The following is a 20,486-nucleotide window of genomic DNA, read 5'->3' on the forward strand; positions in this document are numbered from 1 at the left end:
GAGCAGGGACGAAAGTCGGGCTTAGTGATCCGGTGGTTCCGCATGGAAGGGCCATCGCTCAACGGATAAAAGCTACCCCGGGGATAACAGGCTTATCTCCCCCAAGAGTCCACATCGACGGGGAGGTTTGGCACCTCGATGTCGGCTCATCGCATCCTGGGGCTGTAGTCGGTCCCAAGGGTTGGGCTGTTCGCCCATTAAAGCGGTACGCGAGCTGGGTTCAGAACGTCGTGAGACAGTTCGGTCCCTATCCGTCGTGGGCGTAGGAAATTTGAGAGGAGCTGTCCTTAGTACGAGAGGACCGGGATGGACACACCGCTGGTGTACCAGTTGTCTTGCCAAAGGCATCGCTGGGTAGCTATGTGTGGACGGGATAAGTGCTGAAAGCATCTAAGCATGAAGCCCCCCTCAAGATGAGATTTCCCATAGCGCAAGCTAGTAAGATCCCTGAAAGATGATCAGGTTGATAGGTCAGAGGTGGAAGCGTGGCGACATGTGTAGCTGACTGATACTAATCGATCGAGGACTTAACCAAAACTTTAAAAGCGTAAGCTTTACTCAGCAAACTGTTATCTAGTTTTGAGAGAGCAATCTCTTGTCTGGTGGCGATAGCGAAGAGGTCACACCCGTTCCCATACCGAACACGGAAGTTAAGCTCTTTAGCGCCAATGGTAGTTGGGACTTTGTCCCTGTGAGAGTAGGACGTTGCCAGGCACCTGAAAAAGGACTAGCTATTTTAGCTAGTCCTTTTTTTATTATTCACAGAGTATAAGCTATCTACATAAAATGGGTTAAATGAACTGCATAAAGAAGTTGCATCTTGTCGATACTTATTTAGTGGAGGTGGAGAGTAATGGAAAAACAAATTAAAACATGTTCCGTTTGTCATGAACAGCATACAAAGGGTATTGAGGTGTTTTCCAGCTTTATATGCCAACACTGCGAGGTAGAGATTGTAGAGGTGGATTCATCTCATTTTCGTTATCAATTGTTAGTAGATCAATTAAAGAGAATATCAGGAGCGTTTTCTTACTAAAAGCCCTTTTTTATAAGGGCTTCTTTATATGGTTCAAAAAAATCATCTAAGTTTGTTATAATGAAAGAAAAATGAATTTTGATAGGAAAAATACTTACATATTATATTCTTTTATCAAGTTAGCAATGTTATATTTACAAAAAGTAAGGAATGGATGTATGGATACATATTTACCTTTATATAACTGTTTAGTAAGGCACAGCGAAAAGAGGTCACTCTCTTATCACGTGCCCGGCCATAAAAATGGTCAAATTCTACCTTCACATATTCAGTCTTCTTACGCAGACTTTTTGCAATACGATCTAACAGAAATTAGCGGATTAGATGATTTACATGAAGCAGAATCTGTTATTAAAGAAGCACAAGAGTTAACGGCAAAGTTGTATGGAGTAGATGAAAGCTTTTTTTTAGTTAATGGTTCTACTGTAGGCAATCTCGCAGCAATTTTATCTCTTTGTCAAGAAGGAGATAAAATTGCTGTCCAAAGAGATTCTCATAAATCTATTTTTAATGCTATTGCTTTATCAAAGGCATCACCTATTTTTTTAGCTCCTGAAATAGATTCAAAAACACATCTTAGTACAGGTGTATCCATTAAAACAATTAAGGCGGCTTTAGAGCATTCTGAGGATATAAAAGCATTTGTGTTAACAAATCCTACTTACTACGGGGTGGCGCGAGATTTAAAGGAGATCATTGACTTTATTCATGGCTACAATATTCCTATAATTATTGATGAAGCTCATGGAGCCCATTTTATTTTAGGCAATCCTTTTCCTTCTTCAGCTGTTACGTATGGAGCCGACCTTGTCGTTCAGTCAGCACATAAAACGCTGCCAGCTATGACAATGGGTTCTTATTTACATATGCAAGGAACATTAGTAAATAAGCAAGCCGTGCGGCATTATCTACAAGTACTGCAGTCAAGCAGTCCTTCATACCCTATTATGGCTTCTCTCGATTTGGCACGGTATTATCTTCAGCAGTTTACACAGCATGATATCGATAGAATGACTGACAATATTCATTCGTTTGCTGAAAAAATTAATGAGATTGATACACTTTCAACTATCGATGTGGAAACAGATCAAACTGCTACCGACCTTTTGAAAATGACGTTGACTTGTTCGGCGGCAACAGGATATCATTTGCAAAAGGAACTGGAAAAGCAAAATATTTATACAGAACTAGCTGACGTTAACTATGTATTGTTTGTTCTACCGTTAAGCAGCAGTTGGGATTTTAATGATACAATTAAGCGGGTTAGACAAGCAGTAGAGAATATACAGCGTAAGTCATATGAAAAACCACTAATCAAACCATTTCGTTTTTCAAGAGCAACCGTTCTCCTGTCTATGGAAGAAAGAAAACTAAGATCAAAGCATATGTGTTCGTTTGAAGAAGCGATTGGGTGTGTAAGCGCACAATCTGTTATTCCATATCCTCCTGGAATTCCTATTTTAATGGAGGGAGAAACGATTACGAGCAATCATATTGACTATATTTTGCATATTCAAAGGTTAAACGGTCATATTCAAGGCGGCTCTTGTATGGAAAAAGGAAAGATAGAAGTATTTAAATAGAGAAAGGAATTTATACATGTCAGGAACGTTTATTACATTCGAAGGGCCAGAGGGTGCTGGTAAGACGACCATCATCCATATGGTTCAACAAAAATTAATACAAGAGGGCTATACCATTGTATTAACAAGAGAGCCTGGAGGCATACGAATTGCTGAACAAATTCGTGAAATCATCTTAAATCCATCTAACACGGAAATGGATGCCAGAACCGAAGCACTTCTTTACGCTGCGGCTAGAAGACAACATCTTGTGGAAAAAGTGATTCCTGAGCTAAATAAAGGGAATATAGTATTATGTGACCGTTTTATTGATAGCTCACTTGCTTATCAAGGAAATGCGCGGGGTATAGGCGTAGAAGATATTTTTGCTATCAATCAATTTGCTATTGAGCAAACGATGCCACAGGCCACTTTATATTTTGATATTGAGCCTGAGGTAGGGTTAGAAAGAATTAATAATGGTCGAAAAGATGAGATTAATCGATTAGATTTAGAATCCTTAGACTTTCATTACAAAGTACGAGATGGATATTTATCTCTTTTGAGTGAATTTCCAGAGCGTATTCGAAGAATTGATGCAAATCAATCCGTTGAAAAAGTCTGTGAAGAAGCTTATAAACAAATAAAATTGATTTTAAAATAAATACAGATGATCGTTATTCTTGCTATACTATTCTTAACAAAAAAGTAAAATGAGGTGTTATTCATGAAATTAGTAATGGCCGTTATTCAAGATTCAGATAGCTCAAAGCTTTTAAATGCACTTGTAGAAAGAGGGTTTCGTTCAACCAAATTATCAAGTACGGGCGGATTTTTAAAATCAGGGAATACAACAATTATGATTGGTACAGATGATCATAAAGTAGATGAAGTACTTGATATTATTAAGGGCCAATGTGAAAACCGCAGACAGATGATTTCTCCTGTGGCACCGATGGGCGGTAATGCAGATTCATACATTCCGTATCCTGTTGAAGTTGAAGTGGGCGGAGCTACAGTATTCGTACTACCAGTAGATCAATTTCATCAATTTTGAGAGAGAAGATTTTAAATAGAAAGTGATGATTGAATGGGAAATACATGGGAACAGCTTGAAGCTCTTCAGCCGAACGTATTAAAGATTTTGCAAAACAGCTTACTTAAAGAGCGAGTTGCTCATGCTTATTTATTTGAAGGAAGCAAAGGAACAGGTAAAAAACAAATTAGTTTTTTGTTTGCTAAAGCGCTGTTTTGCCAAAATCCAGTTAATCATAGGCCATGTCATGAGTGCAGTAACTGCCGGCGAATTGATTCAGGTAATCATCCAGATATTCACTTGATTGAGCCAGCTGGTCTATCGATTAAAAAAGAGCAAATTCAATTCTTGCAATCAGAATTCACAAAAACTGGTGTTGAATCTAATAAAAAGTTATATATTGTGAATCATGTTGATAAAATGACAGTAAGCGCAGCAAATAGTTTACTGAAATTTTTAGAAGAGCCTGGCAACGGAACTTATGCAATTTTATTAACAGAAAATATACAGCGCTTATTAGATACGATTATCTCACGTTGCCAAGTAATATCATTTCGATCTCTTACACCAGAACAGTTAGCTGAAAAACTAGTAGAAAATGGCCTTTCGGCAGTAGATGCGTCCATCTTGTCTAATTTAACAAACAGCATTGATGAAGCAATTGAATTAAGTAAAGATGAATGGTTTGGACTTGCAATAAAGTTAGTGATACAATTATATGAAGTGTTAACAACGAGACCTCAACAAGCTCTTCTTTTTATTCATGAAAAGTGGGTAACACATTTTAAAGAAAAAGAACAAGCTCATATTGGTTTAACTTTATTGATGCTTCTTTATCGTGATTTGTTGACGCTGCAAGTTGGACAAGAGTCTAAAATCGTCTATCGTCATAAAATAGAAGAATTAAAACAGCAAGCTCTTCAGACAACGCAGGAAAAAGCGATTTATCGCTTAGAGGTTATCTTGAAGGCCAAAAATAAATTAAATTCAAATATGAATCTACAGTTATTAATGGAACAGCTGGTGTTGGATTTGCAGGAGGGATAAAAGCTTGTATGATGTAGTAGGCGTTCGCTTTAAAAAAGCGGGAAAAATATATTATTTTGACCCTGGAGAACTTACAATTCCAGATGGTGAGTTTGTTATTGTAGAAACAGTTCGTGGTGTTGAATTTGGCAGAGTGGTTATTAATAAAAAGCAAGTAAGTGAACATGATGTCGTACTTCCTTTAAAAAAAGTAATCCGCATTGCCGAACAAAAAGACAGGCTGATTGTGGATGAAAATAAACAAGCTGCTAGAGAAGCGTATGACGTATGCGTGCAAAAAATTCAATCACACGATTTAGATATGAAGTTAGTAGATGTAGAATATACGTTTGATCGTAATAAAGTCATTTTTTATTTTACAGCAGACGGCCGTATTGATTTTAGAGAGTTAGTTAAAGATTTAGCTGCTATTTTCCGTACGCGAATTGAGCTTCGTCAAATCGGTGTACGAGACGAGGCAAAGCTGTTGGGCGGGATAGGTCCTTGTGGACGTATGCTATGTTGCTCAACGTTTTTAGGTGATTTTGAGCCGGTTTCTATTAAAATGGCCAAAGACCAAAACCTATCGCTTAATCCAACGAAAATTTCTGGTTTATGCGGACGTTTAATGTGTTGTTTAAAATATGAAAATGATGAGTATGAAACGGCAAAAGAACAGCTTCCTGATATAGGCTCAACAATTAAAACTTCAGATGGTTCAGGACGTGTAGTGGGGTTGAATATTTTGGAAAGAATTATTCAAGTGGAACTGTCAGATCACGAACAAATTTTAGAGTATACTCTGGATGAGATCAATAATGAAGGTGCTGTTTCGTTTCAAGCCACAGATTAACGAGGTGGGCAAAGGTGGATAAAAAAGAGATTTTTGATTCGGTGACAAACATGGAGGAACAAATTGGTCATTTATATAAGCAGTTAGGTGAGTTGAAAGAGCATCTTGCTGAGCTAATTGAAGAAAATCATCACCTGCAAATAGAAAATGATCATTTGCGCCGTCGCCTTGACCAGACAAACTTCGAAACGAAGCTGAAAAATAGACATTCAAAAGCAAGCGCTCAAACAAAAGAGCAAAAACAAATTGATATCGGAGAAGGATATGACAATTTGGCTCGCCTTTACCAAGAGGGTTTTCATATTTGTAACATTCATTATGGAAGTGTGCGTAAAGATGGAGACTGTTTGTTTTGCTTGTCATTTTTAAATAAAAAGTAACAACACCTCTCCCTTTTGGAGAGGTTCTTTTTATGAGTAAAAGATATAAATAATAGATGTACAAGGAGAAGAACGACTATGGTTGAGTTATATGGAGATGAACGTTTAGATTATCTATTAGCCGATGAGGAGATGCGCATTATTCAAAGTCCGTCTGTCTTTTCCTTTTCATTGGATGCTGTGCTTTTATCTCACTTTGCTTATGTCCCAATTCGTAAAGGTAACTTGGTTGATTTATGTTCAGGAAACGGTGTAATCCCACTGTTTTTATCTAAACGAACAAAGGGAAAAATCATTGGTGTAGAAATTCAAGAGCGGCTACACAGTATGGCGCAAAGAAGTATTGCGTATAATCAGCTGGACGGACAGATTAAAATGATACATGGCGATTTAAAAAATGCGCCTCAAGAACTGGGTTATGGAAAATATGATGTTGTAACATGTAATCCTCCTTATTTCACCACATCCAATAAAGAAGAGATAAATGAAAACGAACACTTTGCAATCGCTCGCCACGAAATTCATTGTTCGTTGGAAGATGTGATTAGAGCCAGCAGTCAACTAGTGAAGCAAGGCGGAAAAGTGGCATTAGTTCACCGTCCAGGAAGACTATTAGATATCGTTACGTTAATGAGGCAGTACCGTTTAGAGCCAAAGAGACTTCAGTTTGTCTATCCTAAAGATGGGAAAGAAGCAAATACACTTTTAATTGAAGGTACGAAGGATGGAAGTCCAGATTTAAAGATTCTTCCTCCGCTTGTGGTCTACCAAGATAATGATGAATACACGGACGAATTAAAAAGGATTTTATATGGAACAAAATAATCATTATTTTTATGTAGTTGAATGCAAGGACTGTACGTATTACGCTGGTTACACGAATAATTTGCAAAAACGTATTTCTGTCCATAATGAAGGAAAAGGGGCAAAATATACGAGAGCAAGAAGGCCTGTTTCACTAATTTGGCATGAGGTGTTTACTTCTAAAACAGAAGCTATGCAAAAAGAATATTGGTTCAAACAGTTAAGCAGAGTGCAAAAACAGGCTTACATTCGAAGGGAGCAAGAAAAGCAGAATGAAATCACAAAAAAGTTATGATGTATCAAATGAGCGAGGCGTTTTATATTTAGTTCCCACTCCTATTGGAAACTTAGAGGATATGACATTTCGTGCGATTCGAATTTTAAAAGAAGTTGATTATATTGCCGCAGAAGATACGAGACAAACGAAAAAACTATGTAACCACTTTGAGATCGATACGCCTATTACAAGTTATCATGAACATAATAAACATACAAAAAGTGAACAGCTGTTAAGCGACTTAGACGGTGAAAAAAATATTGCTTTAGTAAGCGACGCGGGCATGCCTTGTATTTCAGATCCCGGTTATGAGTTAGTGGTAGCTGCCGTTAAAAAAGGGTATACGGTTGTTCCGCTGCCGGGGCCTAACGCAGCATTAACAGCTTTAATTGCTTCGGGACTACCTACAGGGCAGTTTTATTTTTATGGATTTTTAAACAGAAATAAAAAACAGCGTAAAGAACAGCTTCAAGAGCTTCAGTATATTAAGGAAAGCATGATATTTTATGAAGCCCCTCATCGATTAAAAGAAACACTAAAGAGTATAGAAGAAATTTTAGGGAACCGATCTATTGTGTTATGTAGAGAGTTAACAAAACGCTATGAAGAATTTTTAAGAGGAAGCGTATTAGAAGCAATTGAATGGACAAATGCCACAGATATTAGAGGCGAATTCTGCTTAATTCTTGAAGGGACAAATGAAGAAGCGCCAGATGAAAGTCATCTATGGTGGGAACAGCTCACCATTATCGAGCATGTTGATCACTATGTAGAAGAAGGACTTTCAAACAAAGAAGCTATTAAGCAAGTGGCAAAAGACCGAGATGTGTCAAAGCGAGACATTTATAGTGAATATCACGTACATTAAAAAAAGCTGTCTATCATAGACAGCTTTTCGTTTTATTTAGAAGCTTGTAAAGAATCTTGAAGTTCTTTCATGATTTGTTCTGCACCTTCACGGCTTAGAATTAATTTGCCGCTAGCAAGTTGAATGTTATCATCAGATACTTCACCTGTTACTTGGCAAGTCATGTTTGGTTTGTATTTTTTTAAGATGATGCGCTCTTCATCTACATAGATTTCTAGAGCATCTTTCTCTGCAATTCCTAATGTACGACGTAATTCAATTGGAATTACTACGCGTCCTAATTCATCAACTTTACGAACAATACCTGTAGATTTCATGTTAATCGTTCTCCTCTCAGTAATCATTTTTCTATGTTATTACTTTCGTCATTATTCGACAATTTCAACGTACTTTCATAATACCAGCGTTTCCAAAACTAGTCAATCATTTTATATGTAAAAAAATGTAGCTGGTAAAAAATTTTTTTTCGACTTGTTTACAAGCTAATTGTGACCGTCAGTCAAGGAATGACAAGGGGTTTCATTGGAAAAAAGATTAATCGTCTAAATAGCTTGATATTAACTATTTTGAAGATAGGGTAAATATAATTCGACATAAAACGACAAAATTAGACCTATTTGTCGTTTTCATCAAAGTGACTTTTTGAATGAGGGTATATTTTATATAAAAATAGGGCGAAGCTGATACAATTAACAGGATTATTTTTTGGAAAAATAACGATTATTTAAAAATGAAGTGAATCAGTCATATTCCCGTGTATATAGGAAGAGAATGTTTTGAAATTATCATGTAAAATAGTATGATAGATAGTAGAATAAGAAGACAGGGTTTATATGATTACATACATATAAATCAAAATGTTGAAATGGAATGTTGGAGGTTATGAACATGGCAGATGGAAATAATACATTTTATATTACTACGCCGATTTATTATCCGAGTGGTAAATTACATATAGGGCATGCATACACGACGGTAGCGGGAGATGCAATGGCTCGTTATAAACGTTTGAGAGGGTTTGATGTACGTTATTTAACAGGTACAGATGAACATGGTCAAAAAATTCAGCGAAAAGCAGAAGAGAAAAACGTGACACCTCAGCAATACGTAGATGATATTGTATCTGGAATCAAAGAGCTGTGGGATAAGATGGATATTTCGTATGATGATTTTATCCGTACAACGGAACCAAGACATAAAGAAATCGTGGAAAAGATTTTCGCACGCCTTTTAGAACAAGGTGATATTTATCTTGATGAATATGAAGGCTGGTATTCAGTTCCCGATGAGACGTACTATACAGAGCATCAGCTAGTAGATCCAATCGTTGAAAATGGAAAAGTTGTAGGCGGAAAAAGCCCGGATAGCGGACACCCTGTAGAGCTCGTTCGAGAAGAGTCCTATTTCTTTAAAATGGGGAAATACGTAGATCGTTTACTAGCTTTTTATGAAGAAAACCCTTCATTTATTCAACCAGAGTCCCGTAAAAACGAAATGATCAATAATTTTATTAAGCCTGGCCTTGAAGACTTAGCTGTTTCTCGCACGACGTTTGATTGGGGGGTAAAAGTTCCAGGTAACCCAAAACACGTTATTTACGTATGGATTGATGCGCTTTCTAACTATATCACCTCTCTTGGGTATGATACAGAGAACGATGAAAACTATCGAAAATATTGGCCGGCTAACGTACATTTAGTAGGAAAAGAAATCGTACGTTTCCATACTATTTATTGGCCAATCATGTTGATGGCACTTGATTTGCCACTTCCTAAGAAAGTATTTGCTCACGGCTGGTTATTAATGAAAGATGGAAAAATGTCGAAGTCAAAAGGGAATGTAGTAGACCCAGTGACATTGATTGACCGCTATGGATTAGATGCCCTTCGTTACTACTTACTTCGTGAAGTTCCATTCGGTTCAGACGGTGTATTCACACCAGAAGCGTTTGTTGAACGTATTAACTTTGACTTAGCAAATGATCTTGGCAACCTAGTTAATCGTACAGTGGCGATGATTAATAAGTATTTTGATGGTGTTATTCCGACTTATGAAGGCAATGTAACAGAGTTTGATGCACTTATCGTCCAAGCTCAAAAAGATACAGTGAATAAATATGAAGAAGCGATGGAAGATATGGAGTTTTCAGTGGCTCTTGCTTCTATCTGGCAATATGTAAGCCGCACGAATAAATACATTGATGAAACGCAGCCTTGGGCGTTAGCAAAAGATGAGAATAAGCGTGCAGAACTTGCTTCCGTTATGACACATCTAGCTGAATCAATTCGTCACATTGCGGTATTACTGCAGCCATTCTTAACGCGTACGCCTGAGAAAATTTTTGCTCAGATTGGTGTAAAAGAAGATGTATTAAAAACGTGGGAAAGCACGACGCGTTTTAATATGCTTAAAGAAGGCACAAAAGTAGAAAAAGGTGAGCCAATGTTCCCTCGTCTAGATCGAGAAGAAGAGGTAGCGTTTATTAAAGAGCAGATGCAAGGGAGTGCTCCAAAGGAAGAAAAACCTGTTGTGAAGGAAGAGCCTTCTGAAGAGATTATGATTGATGATTTCATGAAAGTAGAGCTTCGTGTAGCGCAAGTTACGCAAGTAGAACCAGTTAAAAAGGCAGATAAACTATTAAAGCTGCAGCTTGATCTTGGCTATGAAAAACGCCAGGTTGTATCAGGTATTGCCAAGTTTTATAAGCCTGAAGAATTAGTAGGTCGAAAAGTAATTTGTGTAACCAACTTAAAACCTGTGAAACTGCGCGGTGAACTATCACAAGGAATGATTTTAGCGGGGGAAGATGAGAATGGTCTTTCACTAGCAAGCGTAGATCAAAACTTAGCAAACGGCACGAAGATAAAATAAGTATAGGTAAAAGGGGTGTTTCACGTGTAACATGCGAGGACCCCCTTTTATTCATGGAAAGGATCGATTAGATGTTATTTGATACACATGTTCATTTAAACGCAGAACAGTATGAAGATGATTTGCAAGAAGTAATTAATCGTGCGTTAGAAAAAGGTGTTCAAAACATGGTAGTTGTTGGATTCGATGAACCTACCATCAAAAAGGCTATTCAAATAGCTGAAACGTATGACTTTATCTATGCTAGTGTAGGATGGCATCCAGTAGATGCAGTTGATATGACGGATGAGCACTTAACTTGGATTGAAGAGTTAGCTCAGCATCCGAAAGTTGTTGCTTTAGGAGAAATGGGATTAGACTACCATTGGGATAAATCACCTAAAGAAGTTCAAAAAGACGTATTTCGCCGTCAAATTCGCTTAGCTCGCAAAGTGAATTTACCTATCATTATTCATAATCGTGATGCAACGGAAGACGTGGTAACCATTTTAAAAGAAGAGCACGTAGAAGAAGTAGGCGGGATTATGCATTGCTTCACGGGCAGTATTGAAGTAGCGAAGCAGTGTATGGATATGAATATGTATATTTCTTTTGGCGGACCTGTTACTTTTAAAAATGCGAAAAAGCCAAAAGAAGTTGCTACAGAGCTTCCTTTAGATAAACTATTAATTGAAACAGACTGTCCTTATCTAACTCCTCATCCATTCCGCGGCAAGCGCAATGAACCTGGTTATGTTTCATACGTAGCAGAGCAAATTGCAGAGTTAAAAGGTATAACGTATGAAGAATTAGCTGCTATTACAACAGCTAACGCCAAAAAGCTATTTGGCATTAATGATTAAAACTTTTTCTCATATAACAATCATTTTCGTGTTAAAGTAAAGATAGGCGCAGAGGAGAATGTTATCCTCTGCCTTTTTCAGTTAAAATAACAGGTAGATGTTTTTTAATTTAGTTGATAATAAGATAAAACGTTGATTTCATAGAAGAAAAATGATGTGCGTAACGAGCATTTCATTTTTACTGAAAAGCAAATGAACAAAACTGAATGTTTTGGAGGAAGCAATGAAGATTAAAGAAATTATTGTAGTAGAAGGCCGAGATGACACTGTAGCGATTAAACGTGCAGTGGATGCGGATACCATCGAGACAAATGGATCAGCTGTAAATGAAGAAACCATTGAGAAAGTAAAATTAGCTCAAAAAACAAGAGGCGTGATTATTTTTACAGATCCAGATTATCCAGGACAGCGAATTCGAAATATTGTTTCAGAACGTGTTCCCGGATGTAAACATGCATTCTTAGATAAAGAAGAGGCTCGCCCTAAAAATGGCAAAGGTATTGGAGTTGAACATGCTTCTATTGCATCTATTCAAAAAGCACTAGAAGATGTGAAGCAAGAGTGGATGGGGGCAGCTATGGAGATTTCTCAAGAGGATTTAATCGTAGCTCGTTTGATAGGAGATAGTAAAGCCAAGTCTCGACGTGAAAGAATAGGGAAGTTATTAAAAATTGGTTATGCCAACGGAAAGCAGCTCCATAAACGATTACAGATGTTCCAAATTTCAAAAGAGGACTTTATCAGAGCTGTTGAGCAGATAAATAAGGAGGAAAAGGGATCGTGTTAAAAGATATTGCAACGCCTAATCGAACCAAGGAAATTTTAAAGAAATACGGTTTTACATTTAAAAAGAGTTTGGGACAAAATTTTTTAATTGATACGAACATTTTACATCGTATTGTTGATCATGCGGAAATAACAGAAGAAACGGGAGCTATTGAAATTGGACCTGGTATCGGTGCCTTAACTGAACAGCTAGCAAAGCGCGCAAAAAAAGTGCTGGCATTTGAAATCGATCAGCGTTTGCTTCCGATTTTAGCTGATACTCTTTCTCCTTACTCAAATGCAAAAGTTATTCATCAAGATGTGTTAAAAGCGGATTTAAAAGGGACGCTCGAACAAGAATTTGAAAACATAGAAGATTTAATGGTCGTTGCGAATTTACCGTATTACGTGACGACACCCATTTTGATGAAATTATTAGAAGAGCAAATTCCGGTACGTGGAATCGTCGTTATGCTTCAAAAAGAAGTTGCCGACCGTATAGCAGCTAAACCGGGAACAAAAGAGTACGGTTCACTTTCTATTGCGATTCAATACTATACAGAGGTTGAGACGGTTATGATCGTGCCTAAAACAGTGTTTAATCCGCAGCCTAATGTAGATTCAGCTGTTATTCGATTGTTGAGAAGACCAAAGCCCGCGGTAGAAGTACAAGATGAAGCATTCTTCTTCCAAGTTGTACGAGCAAGTTTTGGACAGCGTCGAAAAACAATTTTAAACAATCTAGTGAACAACTTGCCAAATGGTAAGCAGAAAAAAGCGGACATTGAGCAAGCACTTTCAACTGCTGAAATTGATCCGAAACGAAGAGGCGAAACTTTATCTATTCAAGAATTTGGAAAGCTAAGTGATCAACTTTTAAAATCATTTCGCTAAATCATCACATTTTTATCATGAAGTCATAGGCTATGAAGAGAATTTATTTTTGAAGTAGCAAAGACGGAGTGAAGCATATGAACATCAAAATTGGTGATATAGTTACACGACCTTCTTATCAAAGAGATTTGCTTTTTCGTGTTATAGCTATTAATGACAGCGAAGCGGGGAAATATGCGACTTTAATAGGGGAAGACGTTCGGTTGATCGCCGACGCTCCTTGTACAGATCTAGAGGTTGTGGATGCTAAAGAACAGGATCAAAGAAAAAAACAAGAAGAAGAACTTTTAGAAAGATCTTTGGAGCTTATTCAACAGGATTATCGGCTCGTTCGAGAGAAAACTGAATATAGCATGACAAATGGATACAGCCATTCACATCGCTTATTTCAAATTCCAGGAAAGGTCCTGCACGTAGACGGAGACCCTAATTATTTACGTAAATGTTTGTTGGTTTACGAAAAAATTGGTGTTCCTGTTTATGGTGTTCATTGCGTCGAGTCAGAAATGCCGGAGAAAGTTGGAAAGCTAATTGAGGATGTAAGACCCGATATTCTGGTGCTGACAGGCCATGATGCCTATTCCAAAGGAAAAGGAAATAAAGATGATCTCCTTGCTTATAGACATTCCAAGCACTATATTCAAACAGTCCAAGAAGCAAGAAAAAGAGTTGGTAATTTAGATCAGCTGGTGATTTTTGCAGGTGCCTGTCAATCGCATTTTGAATTATTGATTCAAGCTGGAGCAAACTTTGCTAGTTCACCTTCACGTGTAAATATTCATGCGCTTGACCCTGTGTATGTAGTAGCAAAACTAAGTTTTACTCCTTTCACGGATCGTATTAATGTATGGGACGTCTTACGTAATACATTAACGGGTGCTAAAGGTTTAGGAGGAGTAGAAACAAAAGGGCTGCTTCGCACGGGCATGCCTTATGAAAGCGATGAGTAGAAATAAAAACAACTGGTTACAGCATGTACACGCATGATGTGCAACCAGTTGTTTTTTCGTATGAAGCCAAAGTATACGCTTAATTATACAAAATCATTTTCAATATTTGCTAAAGATATACATATTTCGTTGAAAAACGAGCATACTAACAGCGAAATGTAGATTCATGTTGAAAATTATTTATTGACACAATTAGAGATAGATTGTTATAATTTTATGTTTTTGACTATTTTTCTAACATGTGTTACACTATACATAGTGAGGTGGACCAATATGGCGAAAACTTTGTCTGATATTAAGCAAGCGCTGGATTTGCACCTAGGCCAACGATTAACTTTAAAAGCAAACGGTGGTCGTAGAAAAACAGTAGAACGTTCAGGTGTATTAACAGAAACGTACCCATCTGTTTTTATCGTTGAATTAGATCAAGAGGAAAACTCTTTGGAGCGCGTTTCGTATAGTTACGCAGATGTGTTAACGGAAACAGTGCAACTAAAATTTTTCTAAGAATGACATAGGCAATATAGCAAGTGGTGATGAGCAGTGGACATTGGTTTACTGCTTTTTTATTGGTCTTTTTTTCAAATTATATATGCATTATTTTTTATACATACTATACATATCGTCCTCGCGTTTCTTATGTAAAAGAGCGAGGAGATTCAGGTTGAAATTTCATTTTATACGTAAAGGAGCCATGTGCAATGTCAAGGCGTAGAGGGATTATGTCATCGAAGCTGAAAGAAGAACTGGCTAAAGAACTTGGTTTTTACGATACTGTACAAGCAGAAGGCTGGGGCGCTATTCGGGCAAAAGACGCAGGCAATATGGTGAAGCGAGCTGTAGAGCTTGCACAGCAGCAGCTAAAGCAATAGCATAGTGAAAATCAATGCTTATACGACTATTTAAAGTGAAATGAGGAAAACCGAAGTGTATAACCGCTTCGGTTTTTTTGTCCCAAAATGAAAGATAAAACAGAGGATTAAACAAAGATGTTTAAATGAACAGCTATATCTTGTTCATTTTATGATAAAATAGCGTTAAACTCGATAAGATGAAGTAGGTGAAGTAAGTTGAAATTAATGGTGAAAGCACCGGCTAAAATAAATTTGTCACTTGATGTGTTACATAAACGTCCAGATGGTTACCATGAAGTTAAGATGATTATGACAACAATTGATTTAGCGGACAGAATTGAACTTTCTGACCGTGAAGATGGACGAATTGTTATCTATTCTCATAATCGCTTTGTTCCAGATGACCAGCGAAATCTCGCTTATCAGGCAGCGCAGATTTTGAAGCGACGTTATAACATTTCAAAAGGTGTAAATATATTAATTGATAAACATATTCCAGTAGCTGCTGGATTAGCTGGAGGCAGCAGTGACGCGGCTGCTACATTACGCGGTTTAAATACGTTATGGGAATTAGGGTTATCATTAGACACACTTGCAGAAATAGGGGCTGAGATTGGCTCTGACGTATCTTTTTGCGTGTACGGAGGGACAGCTCTTGCTACAGGGCGCGGAGAGATTGTAGAGCATATTGAGGCACCTCCAAGCTGCTGGGTGATTTTGGCTAAGCCTGAAATAGGTGTTTCTACAGCAGATGTATATCGAAACTTAAAAATTGAAGAGATGGATCATCCTAAAGTAGATGAGATGGTTCACGCCATACAATCAGGAAATTATGATCAAATGTGTAGCCTTGTAGGAAATGTATTGGAAGCAGTAACGCTGAAAATGCATCCGGAAGTAGCTCTCATTAAAGAACAAATAAAGCGTTTTGGCGCCGATGCTGTGCTCATGAGCGGCAGTGGGCCAACTGTATTTGGACTTGTACAGCATGATTCACGTATGCATCGCATTTATAATGGATTACGTGGCTTTTGTGATAAAGTTTATGCAGTTAGGCTACTAGGTGAACGAATAACGCTTGAATAAATCCGTATGTTAATGTTATATTTACATTAAAATATTCGGATTTTCAGGAGGATGTTATGAAGTTTCGACGTAGTGGACGATTAATTGATATGACCAACTATTTCATTCAAAACCCTCAGCGCCTTATCCCTCTTACGTATTTTGCAGATAAATATGATTCCGCAAAATCATCTATTAGCGAAGATATGGCGATTATTAAACAAACTTTTGAACAGCAGGGTATCGGAACTTTGGTTACGCTACCAGGGGCTGCCGGCGGAGTTAAATTCATTCCAAAGATGACGAATGAAGAAGCCGGTCAGCTTGTTCAAGAATTATGTGGGTTGATTGAAAAACCTGAGCGTTTACTGCCAGGTGGATATTTATATTTAACTGATATTTTAGGGAACCCCCGCGTTGTGAATAAAATCGGTCGCTTGTATGCATCGCTTTTTGCTAACCGCAAAATCGATGTGGTGATGACTGTAGCAACAAAAGGTATTCCTATTGCGTATGCGGTTGCTCAGTATTTAGACGTGCCCGTTGTTATTGTGCGCAGAGACAGTAAAGTAACTGAAGGATCGACCGTTAGTATTAACTACGTGTCGGGTTCATCTAAGCGCATTCAAACGATGCTGTTAGCTAAAAGAAGTTTAGCGGTGGGGTCAAATGTACTCATCATTGATGATTTCATGAAAGCTGGCGGTACTGTAAATGGAATGGTTAGCTTGCTTGAAGAGTTCGATGCAACTGTTGCTGGTATTGGAGTTTTAGTAGAATCAGAAGATATTGAAGAACGTTTAGTGGATGAGTATGTGTCCCTTGTACAATTAACAGATGTAAATATCAAAGATAAACAAATTCGTGTACAAGAAGGCAATTACTTAAAATATATTTGATCAAGTAAGGGAGAGGAACATATGTTACAGGTTCAAACAAAAAATGCACCGCAAGCTATTGGTCCATATTCACAGGGAATTGTTGTGAATAACTTGTTTTACAGTTCAGGTCAAATTCCACTTCGTCCAGATGGTACGTTGGTCGAAGGAGATGTTCAAGTACAAGCTACTCAAGTATTTGAAAATCTAAAAGCAGTTCTTGAAGAAGCTGGAGCTTCTCTAAATACAGTTGTAAAGGCAACCGTGTTCATTAAAGATATGAACGACTTCGCAGCGTTAAATGAAGTCTATGGCGACTACTTTGGCGACCATAAGCCGGCACGTTCATGTGTAGAGGTAGCGAGACTACCTAAAGATGTACTTGTTGAAATCGAAGTTATTGCGCTCGTTAAAGGGTAATTAAATTAACAAATTTCTAACAAAAAGCAAGTAACTTCCAATTGTTCACTTTTTTTGCGAAAATTTTCTAAAAATTTTTTCTGAATAGCAGGAAAACACAAAATTCTGTGGAATTAAGTATGTAAAGCTTCGCATAGAAAAAGGTGGTGAACAAGATGGAAGTAACTGACGTAAGATTACGCCGCGTGAACACTGAAGGACGTATGAGAGCGATTGCTTCAATCACATTAGATGGTGAATTTGTTGTTCATGATATTCGTGTGATTGATGGTAATAATGGCTTATTTGTAGCCATGCCAAGTAAACGTACACCGGATGGTGAGTTCCGTGATATTGCACATCCAATCAATTCAAATACTCGCGGAAAGATTCAAGATGCTGTTTTAGCAGAATATCATCGTTTAGGTGAGGTAGAAGTTGAATTTGAAGAAGCGGGTGCTTCGTAAACATATGATACATTAAGAGTCTACTGAAAAGTAGACTCTTTTCTTTTTGATTACCACTTATATAATTTCACACCTTTGTAAAACTTTAGCATTACCAAAAAATAAAATTCATGACTTATAAATGATTCCTTGAAATGCTGTCATTTTTGATATAATATTCTTAATGGATAAAAAGGTAAAATTGGAGGCCTGTTATGTCAAAAAGATATGCAGTCATATTGGCAGCTGGTCAGGGTACACGTATGAAGTCATCTTTATATAAAGTGTTACACCCTGTGTGTGGCAAACCGATGGTGCAACACGTAATTGATCAGTTATCACGTTTGGATTTAACAAATTTAATTACAGTTGTAGGTCACGGTGCCGAAAAAGTGAAATCACATGTTGGAGATAAAAGCTTATTTGCTTTACAAGAAGAGCAGTTAGGAACAGCTCATGCAGTAATGCAAGCAGAATCTTTACTTGCACATGAAAAAGGTACGACAATTGTTGTATGTGGAGATACTCCGCTTATTACAGCTGAAACAATTGAATCTTTATTAAAGCATCATGAAGCAACAAATGCAATGGCAACTATTTTAACAGCTCATGCAGAAGATCCAACAGGATATGGACGCATCATTCGAAATGAACAAGGTTCTGTTGAAAAGATTGTTGAGCATAAAGATGCCACGGAACAAGAGCGTCTTGTACAGGAAATTAATACTGGTACGTATTGTTTTGATAATGAGAAATTATTTGAGACACTTTCAAAAGTTTCAAATGATAATGTACAGGGAGAGTATTATTTACCTGATGTTATCGAAATTCTAAAAAATGAAGGTCAAATTATTTCTGCATATCAAACATCCGATTTTGCTGAAACATTGGGCGTTAATGATCGATTTGCTCTGTCTCAAGCAGAAGAAACAATGAAAAAGCGCATCAACAAGCAGCATATGTTAAATGGAGTGACGATTGTGGATCCTTCTAACACGTACATTTCAGCAGATGCTGTCATTGGCAGAGATACGTTTATTTATCCTGGTACGGTTATTCAAGGAACAGTTGTAATTGGAGAGAATTGTGAAGTAGGACCTAACAGTGAAATTAAAGACTGCAAAATAGGTAATAATACTTCTATTCGCCATTCTGTTGCTCACGATAGTGAAATTGGTCACGAAGTCACAATTGGCCCATTTGCACATATTCGTCCTCAATCATTAATTGGAGATGAAGTGCGCGTAGGAAACTTTGTAGAAATTAAAAAAGCATCTTTTGGCAAAGGTAGCAAAGCTTCTCATTTAAGTTATATTGGAGACGCAGAGGTCGGAAAAGGTGTAAACTTAGGGTGCGGATCTATTACAGTTAACTACGATGGGAAAAATAAATTTTTAACAAAGATTGAAGATGGGGCATTCGTAGGATGTAACTCAAACTTAATTGCACCTGTAACAATTGGTGAAGGCGCCTATGTTGCAGCTGGTTCAACCGTAACGGATGATGTGCCAAGAAAAGCATTATCAATTGCTCGTGCGAAACAAGTAAATAAAGAAAACTATGCTGAAAAGCTTGATATTAATAAAAAATCCTGACGGAGGTTTCACAATAAAATGTCAAATGTATATGCTGATGAAAATTTAAAGTTATTTACGCTAAATTCAAACAAGGCTTTAGCTGAAGAGATCGCAAAAGTAATTGGTGTGGAATTAGGTAAATGTTCGGTTGATCGTTTCAGTGACGGTGAAATTCAAATTAACATTGAAGAAAGTATCCGTGGTTGTGATGTATTTATCATTCAATCAACAAGTGCTCCAGTTAACGAACACTTAATGGAATTATTAATTATGATTGATGCATTAAAACGTGCATCAGCTAAAACAATTAACATCGTTATGCCTTACTATGGCTATGCTCGTCAGGATCGTAAAGCTCGTGCACGTGAACCAATCACTGCCAAATTAGCAGCAAATATCATTGAAAAAGCGGGAGCTACTCGTATTATCACATTAGATTTACATGCTCCTCAAATTCAAGGTTTCTTCGATATTCCAATTGACCATTTAGTAGGTGTTCCAATTTTAGGTGAATACTTCAAGAGTAAAAACCTTGATGACGTTGTTGTTGTATCTCCGGACCACGGTGGCGTAACGCGTGCTCGCCGTTTAGCGGAACGTCTAAAAGCGCCGATCGCTATCATTGACAAACGTCGCCCACGTCCAAACGTAGCAGAAGTTATGAACATTGTTGGACAAGTGGAAGGAAAAACAGCAATCTTGATTGATGACATGATTGATACAGCTGGTACAATTACAATTGGTGCAAGTGCATTAATTGAAGCAGGTGCAAAAGAAGTATATGCTTGTTGTACACACCCAGTGCTTTCAGGCCCTGCGATTGAGCGTATTCAAAACTCTACAATCAAAGAGCTAGCTGTAACAAACTCTATTGCTTTAACAGAAGATAAGAAAATTGATAAAGTAACAGAACTTTCAGTAGCTCCGTTAATCGGTGAAGCGATTATTCGTGTTCACGAAGAGCAATCAGTTAGTACATTATTTGATTGATAAATAGAACCTCTTTCCATTTGGAAAGAGGTTTTTTTGAAAAAAATTTAAATGTGCTAACCCTTGATTTTAAAGCGCTTTGGACGGAATGACCAAAGATATATTACTGTTCA

24 protein-coding genes and 2 rRNA genes (1 of these 26 cut by a window edge) are annotated in these 20,486 nt (G+C 37.4%); 25 read left to right on the plus strand and 1 reads right to left on the minus strand.

Annotated elements, in window-relative coordinates:
• The 12 genes from MKY06_RS00225 to rsmI form a co-directional block, all read left to right on the plus strand.
• Positions 1-535, plus strand: a 23S ribosomal RNA gene (locus tag MKY06_RS00225); it begins 2,401 nt to the left of the window's first position.
• Between the two features lie 63 nt (positions 536-598).
• Positions 599-714 (plus strand): 5S ribosomal RNA (rrf, locus tag MKY06_RS00230).
• Between the two features lie 139 nt (positions 715-853).
• Entirely contained in the window at positions 854-1,036 is a 183-nt protein-coding gene (locus MKY06_RS00235; protein WP_013054842.1) for a sigma factor G inhibitor Gin, read from the plus strand.
• A 158-nt stretch (positions 1,037-1,194) separates the two neighbouring features.
• Positions 1,195-2,619, plus strand: coding sequence for an aminotransferase class I/II-fold pyridoxal phosphate-dependent enzyme (locus MKY06_RS00240; RefSeq protein WP_025601520.1), 1,425 nt, complete (start codon positions 1,195-1,197; stop codon positions 2,617-2,619).
• 16 nt (positions 2,620-2,635) lie between these two features.
• Positions 2,636-3,262: a dTMP kinase gene (tmk, locus tag MKY06_RS00245; protein ID WP_013054844.1), complete on the plus strand. Its 627-nt coding sequence runs from the start codon at positions 2,636-2,638 to the stop codon at positions 3,260-3,262.
• Between the two features lie 63 nt (positions 3,263-3,325).
• A complete protein-coding gene (locus MKY06_RS00250) occupies positions 3,326-3,655 on the plus strand; it encodes a cyclic-di-AMP receptor (RefSeq protein ID WP_013054845.1) in 330 nt (109 codons plus the stop codon).
• A 33-nt stretch (positions 3,656-3,688) separates the two neighbouring features.
• Positions 3,689-4,681: a DNA polymerase III subunit delta' gene (gene holB / locus MKY06_RS00255; protein WP_013054846.1), complete on the plus strand. Its 993-nt coding sequence runs from the start codon at positions 3,689-3,691 to the stop codon at positions 4,679-4,681.
• Between the two features lie 4 nt (positions 4,682-4,685).
• Positions 4,686-5,513 (plus strand): PSP1 domain-containing protein, encoded by an 828-nt coding sequence (locus MKY06_RS00260; protein WP_013054847.1) that lies wholly within the window; start codon positions 4,686-4,688, stop codon positions 5,511-5,513.
• Positions 5,514-5,527: 14 nt separating this feature from the next.
• A complete protein-coding gene (gene yabA / locus MKY06_RS00265) occupies positions 5,528-5,893 on the plus strand; it encodes a DNA replication initiation control protein YabA (RefSeq protein WP_013054848.1) in 366 nt (121 codons plus the stop codon).
• A 78-nt stretch (positions 5,894-5,971) separates the two neighbouring features.
• Positions 5,972-6,718 (plus strand): tRNA1(Val) (adenine(37)-N6)-methyltransferase, encoded by a 747-nt coding sequence (locus MKY06_RS00270; protein WP_013054849.1) that lies wholly within the window; start codon positions 5,972-5,974, stop codon positions 6,716-6,718.
• Positions 6,705-6,992, plus strand: coding sequence for a GIY-YIG nuclease family protein (locus tag MKY06_RS00275; RefSeq protein WP_013054850.1), 288 nt, complete (start codon positions 6,705-6,707; stop codon positions 6,990-6,992). Before MKY06_RS00270 ends, MKY06_RS00275 begins: the two co-directional genes overlap by 14 nt.
• On the plus strand, positions 6,970-7,842 hold the full coding sequence (gene rsmI, locus MKY06_RS00280) for a 16S rRNA (cytidine(1402)-2'-O)-methyltransferase (RefSeq protein WP_025601516.1): 873 nt from the start codon (positions 6,970-6,972) through the stop codon (positions 7,840-7,842). The genes MKY06_RS00275 and rsmI overlap by 23 nt, the downstream gene beginning before the upstream one ends.
• Before the next feature lie 32 nt (positions 7,843-7,874).
• Here rsmI and MKY06_RS00285 read toward each other — a convergent pair whose 3' ends face one another.
• Positions 7,875-8,165 (minus strand): AbrB/MazE/SpoVT family DNA-binding domain-containing protein, encoded by a 291-nt coding sequence (locus MKY06_RS00285; protein ID WP_170836841.1) that lies wholly within the window; start codon positions 8,163-8,165, stop codon positions 7,875-7,877.
• Positions 8,166-8,730: 565 nt separating this feature from the next.
• On the opposite strand from MKY06_RS00285, the gene metG reads away from it, so the two are divergent.
• From metG to MKY06_RS00350, 13 genes are all read left to right on the plus strand, one after another.
• Positions 8,731-10,713, plus strand: coding sequence for a methionine--tRNA ligase (gene metG, locus MKY06_RS00290; protein WP_025601514.1), 1,983 nt, complete (start codon positions 8,731-8,733; stop codon positions 10,711-10,713).
• A 71-nt stretch (positions 10,714-10,784) separates the two neighbouring features.
• Positions 10,785-11,555: a TatD family hydrolase gene (locus tag MKY06_RS00295; RefSeq protein ID WP_025601512.1), complete on the plus strand. Its 771-nt coding sequence runs from the start codon at positions 10,785-10,787 to the stop codon at positions 11,553-11,555.
• Positions 11,556-11,778: 223 nt separating this feature from the next.
• Positions 11,779-12,342, plus strand: a complete 564-nt coding sequence (gene rnmV, locus MKY06_RS00300; protein ID WP_013054855.1) for a ribonuclease M5 — start codon at positions 11,779-11,781, stop codon at positions 12,340-12,342.
• Positions 12,336-13,214 carry a 16S rRNA (adenine(1518)-N(6)/adenine(1519)-N(6))-dimethyltransferase RsmA gene (gene rsmA, locus MKY06_RS00305; protein WP_340960161.1) on the plus strand — a complete coding sequence of 293 codons (879 nt, stop codon included), beginning with the start codon at positions 12,336-12,338 and terminating at the stop codon, positions 13,212-13,214. Before rnmV ends, rsmA begins: the two co-directional genes overlap by 7 nt.
• Positions 13,215-13,291: 77 nt before the next feature.
• Positions 13,292-14,164 carry a sporulation peptidase YabG gene (gene yabG, locus MKY06_RS00310; RefSeq protein WP_025601509.1) on the plus strand — a complete coding sequence of 291 codons (873 nt, stop codon included), beginning with the start codon at positions 13,292-13,294 and terminating at the stop codon, positions 14,162-14,164.
• A gap of 273 nt (positions 14,165-14,437) precedes the next feature.
• The gene (gene veg, locus MKY06_RS00315; protein WP_013054859.1) at positions 14,438-14,671 is read left to right on the plus strand and encodes a biofilm formation stimulator Veg; all 234 of its coding nucleotides are present in this window, start codon (positions 14,438-14,440) and stop codon (positions 14,669-14,671) included.
• 194 nt (positions 14,672-14,865) lie between these two features.
• Positions 14,866-15,036 (plus strand): small, acid-soluble spore protein, alpha/beta type, encoded by a 171-nt coding sequence (locus MKY06_RS00320; RefSeq protein WP_013054860.1) that lies wholly within the window; start codon positions 14,866-14,868, stop codon positions 15,034-15,036.
• 198 nt (positions 15,037-15,234) lie between these two features.
• A complete protein-coding gene (gene ispE, locus MKY06_RS00325) occupies positions 15,235-16,104 on the plus strand; it encodes a 4-(cytidine 5'-diphospho)-2-C-methyl-D-erythritol kinase (protein ID WP_013054861.1) in 870 nt (289 codons plus the stop codon).
• Between the two features lie 56 nt (positions 16,105-16,160).
• Positions 16,161-16,982 (plus strand): pur operon repressor, encoded by an 822-nt coding sequence (gene purR, locus MKY06_RS00330; protein ID WP_013054862.1) that lies wholly within the window; start codon positions 16,161-16,163, stop codon positions 16,980-16,982.
• A 21-nt stretch (positions 16,983-17,003) separates the two neighbouring features.
• Positions 17,004-17,381, plus strand: coding sequence for a RidA family protein (locus tag MKY06_RS00335; protein ID WP_013054863.1), 378 nt, complete (start codon positions 17,004-17,006; stop codon positions 17,379-17,381).
• Between the two features lie 155 nt (positions 17,382-17,536).
• Positions 17,537-17,827 (plus strand): septation regulator SpoVG, encoded by a 291-nt coding sequence (gene spoVG / locus MKY06_RS00340; protein WP_013054864.1) that lies wholly within the window; start codon positions 17,537-17,539, stop codon positions 17,825-17,827.
• A gap of 194 nt (positions 17,828-18,021) precedes the next feature.
• Entirely contained in the window at positions 18,022-19,401 is a 1,380-nt protein-coding gene (glmU, locus tag MKY06_RS00345) for a bifunctional UDP-N-acetylglucosamine diphosphorylase/glucosamine-1-phosphate N-acetyltransferase GlmU (RefSeq protein ID WP_025601867.1), read from the plus strand.
• An 18-nt stretch (positions 19,402-19,419) separates the two neighbouring features.
• Positions 19,420-20,373 (plus strand): ribose-phosphate diphosphokinase, encoded by a 954-nt coding sequence (locus MKY06_RS00350; protein WP_013054866.1) that lies wholly within the window; start codon positions 19,420-19,422, stop codon positions 20,371-20,373.
• Positions 20,374-20,486 lie beyond the last annotated feature (113 nt).

Source organism: Priestia sp. FSL P4-0332 (assembly GCF_038005845.1).
In the GTDB taxonomy this organism is placed as follows: Bacteria; Bacillota; Bacilli; order Bacillales; family Bacillaceae_H; genus Priestia.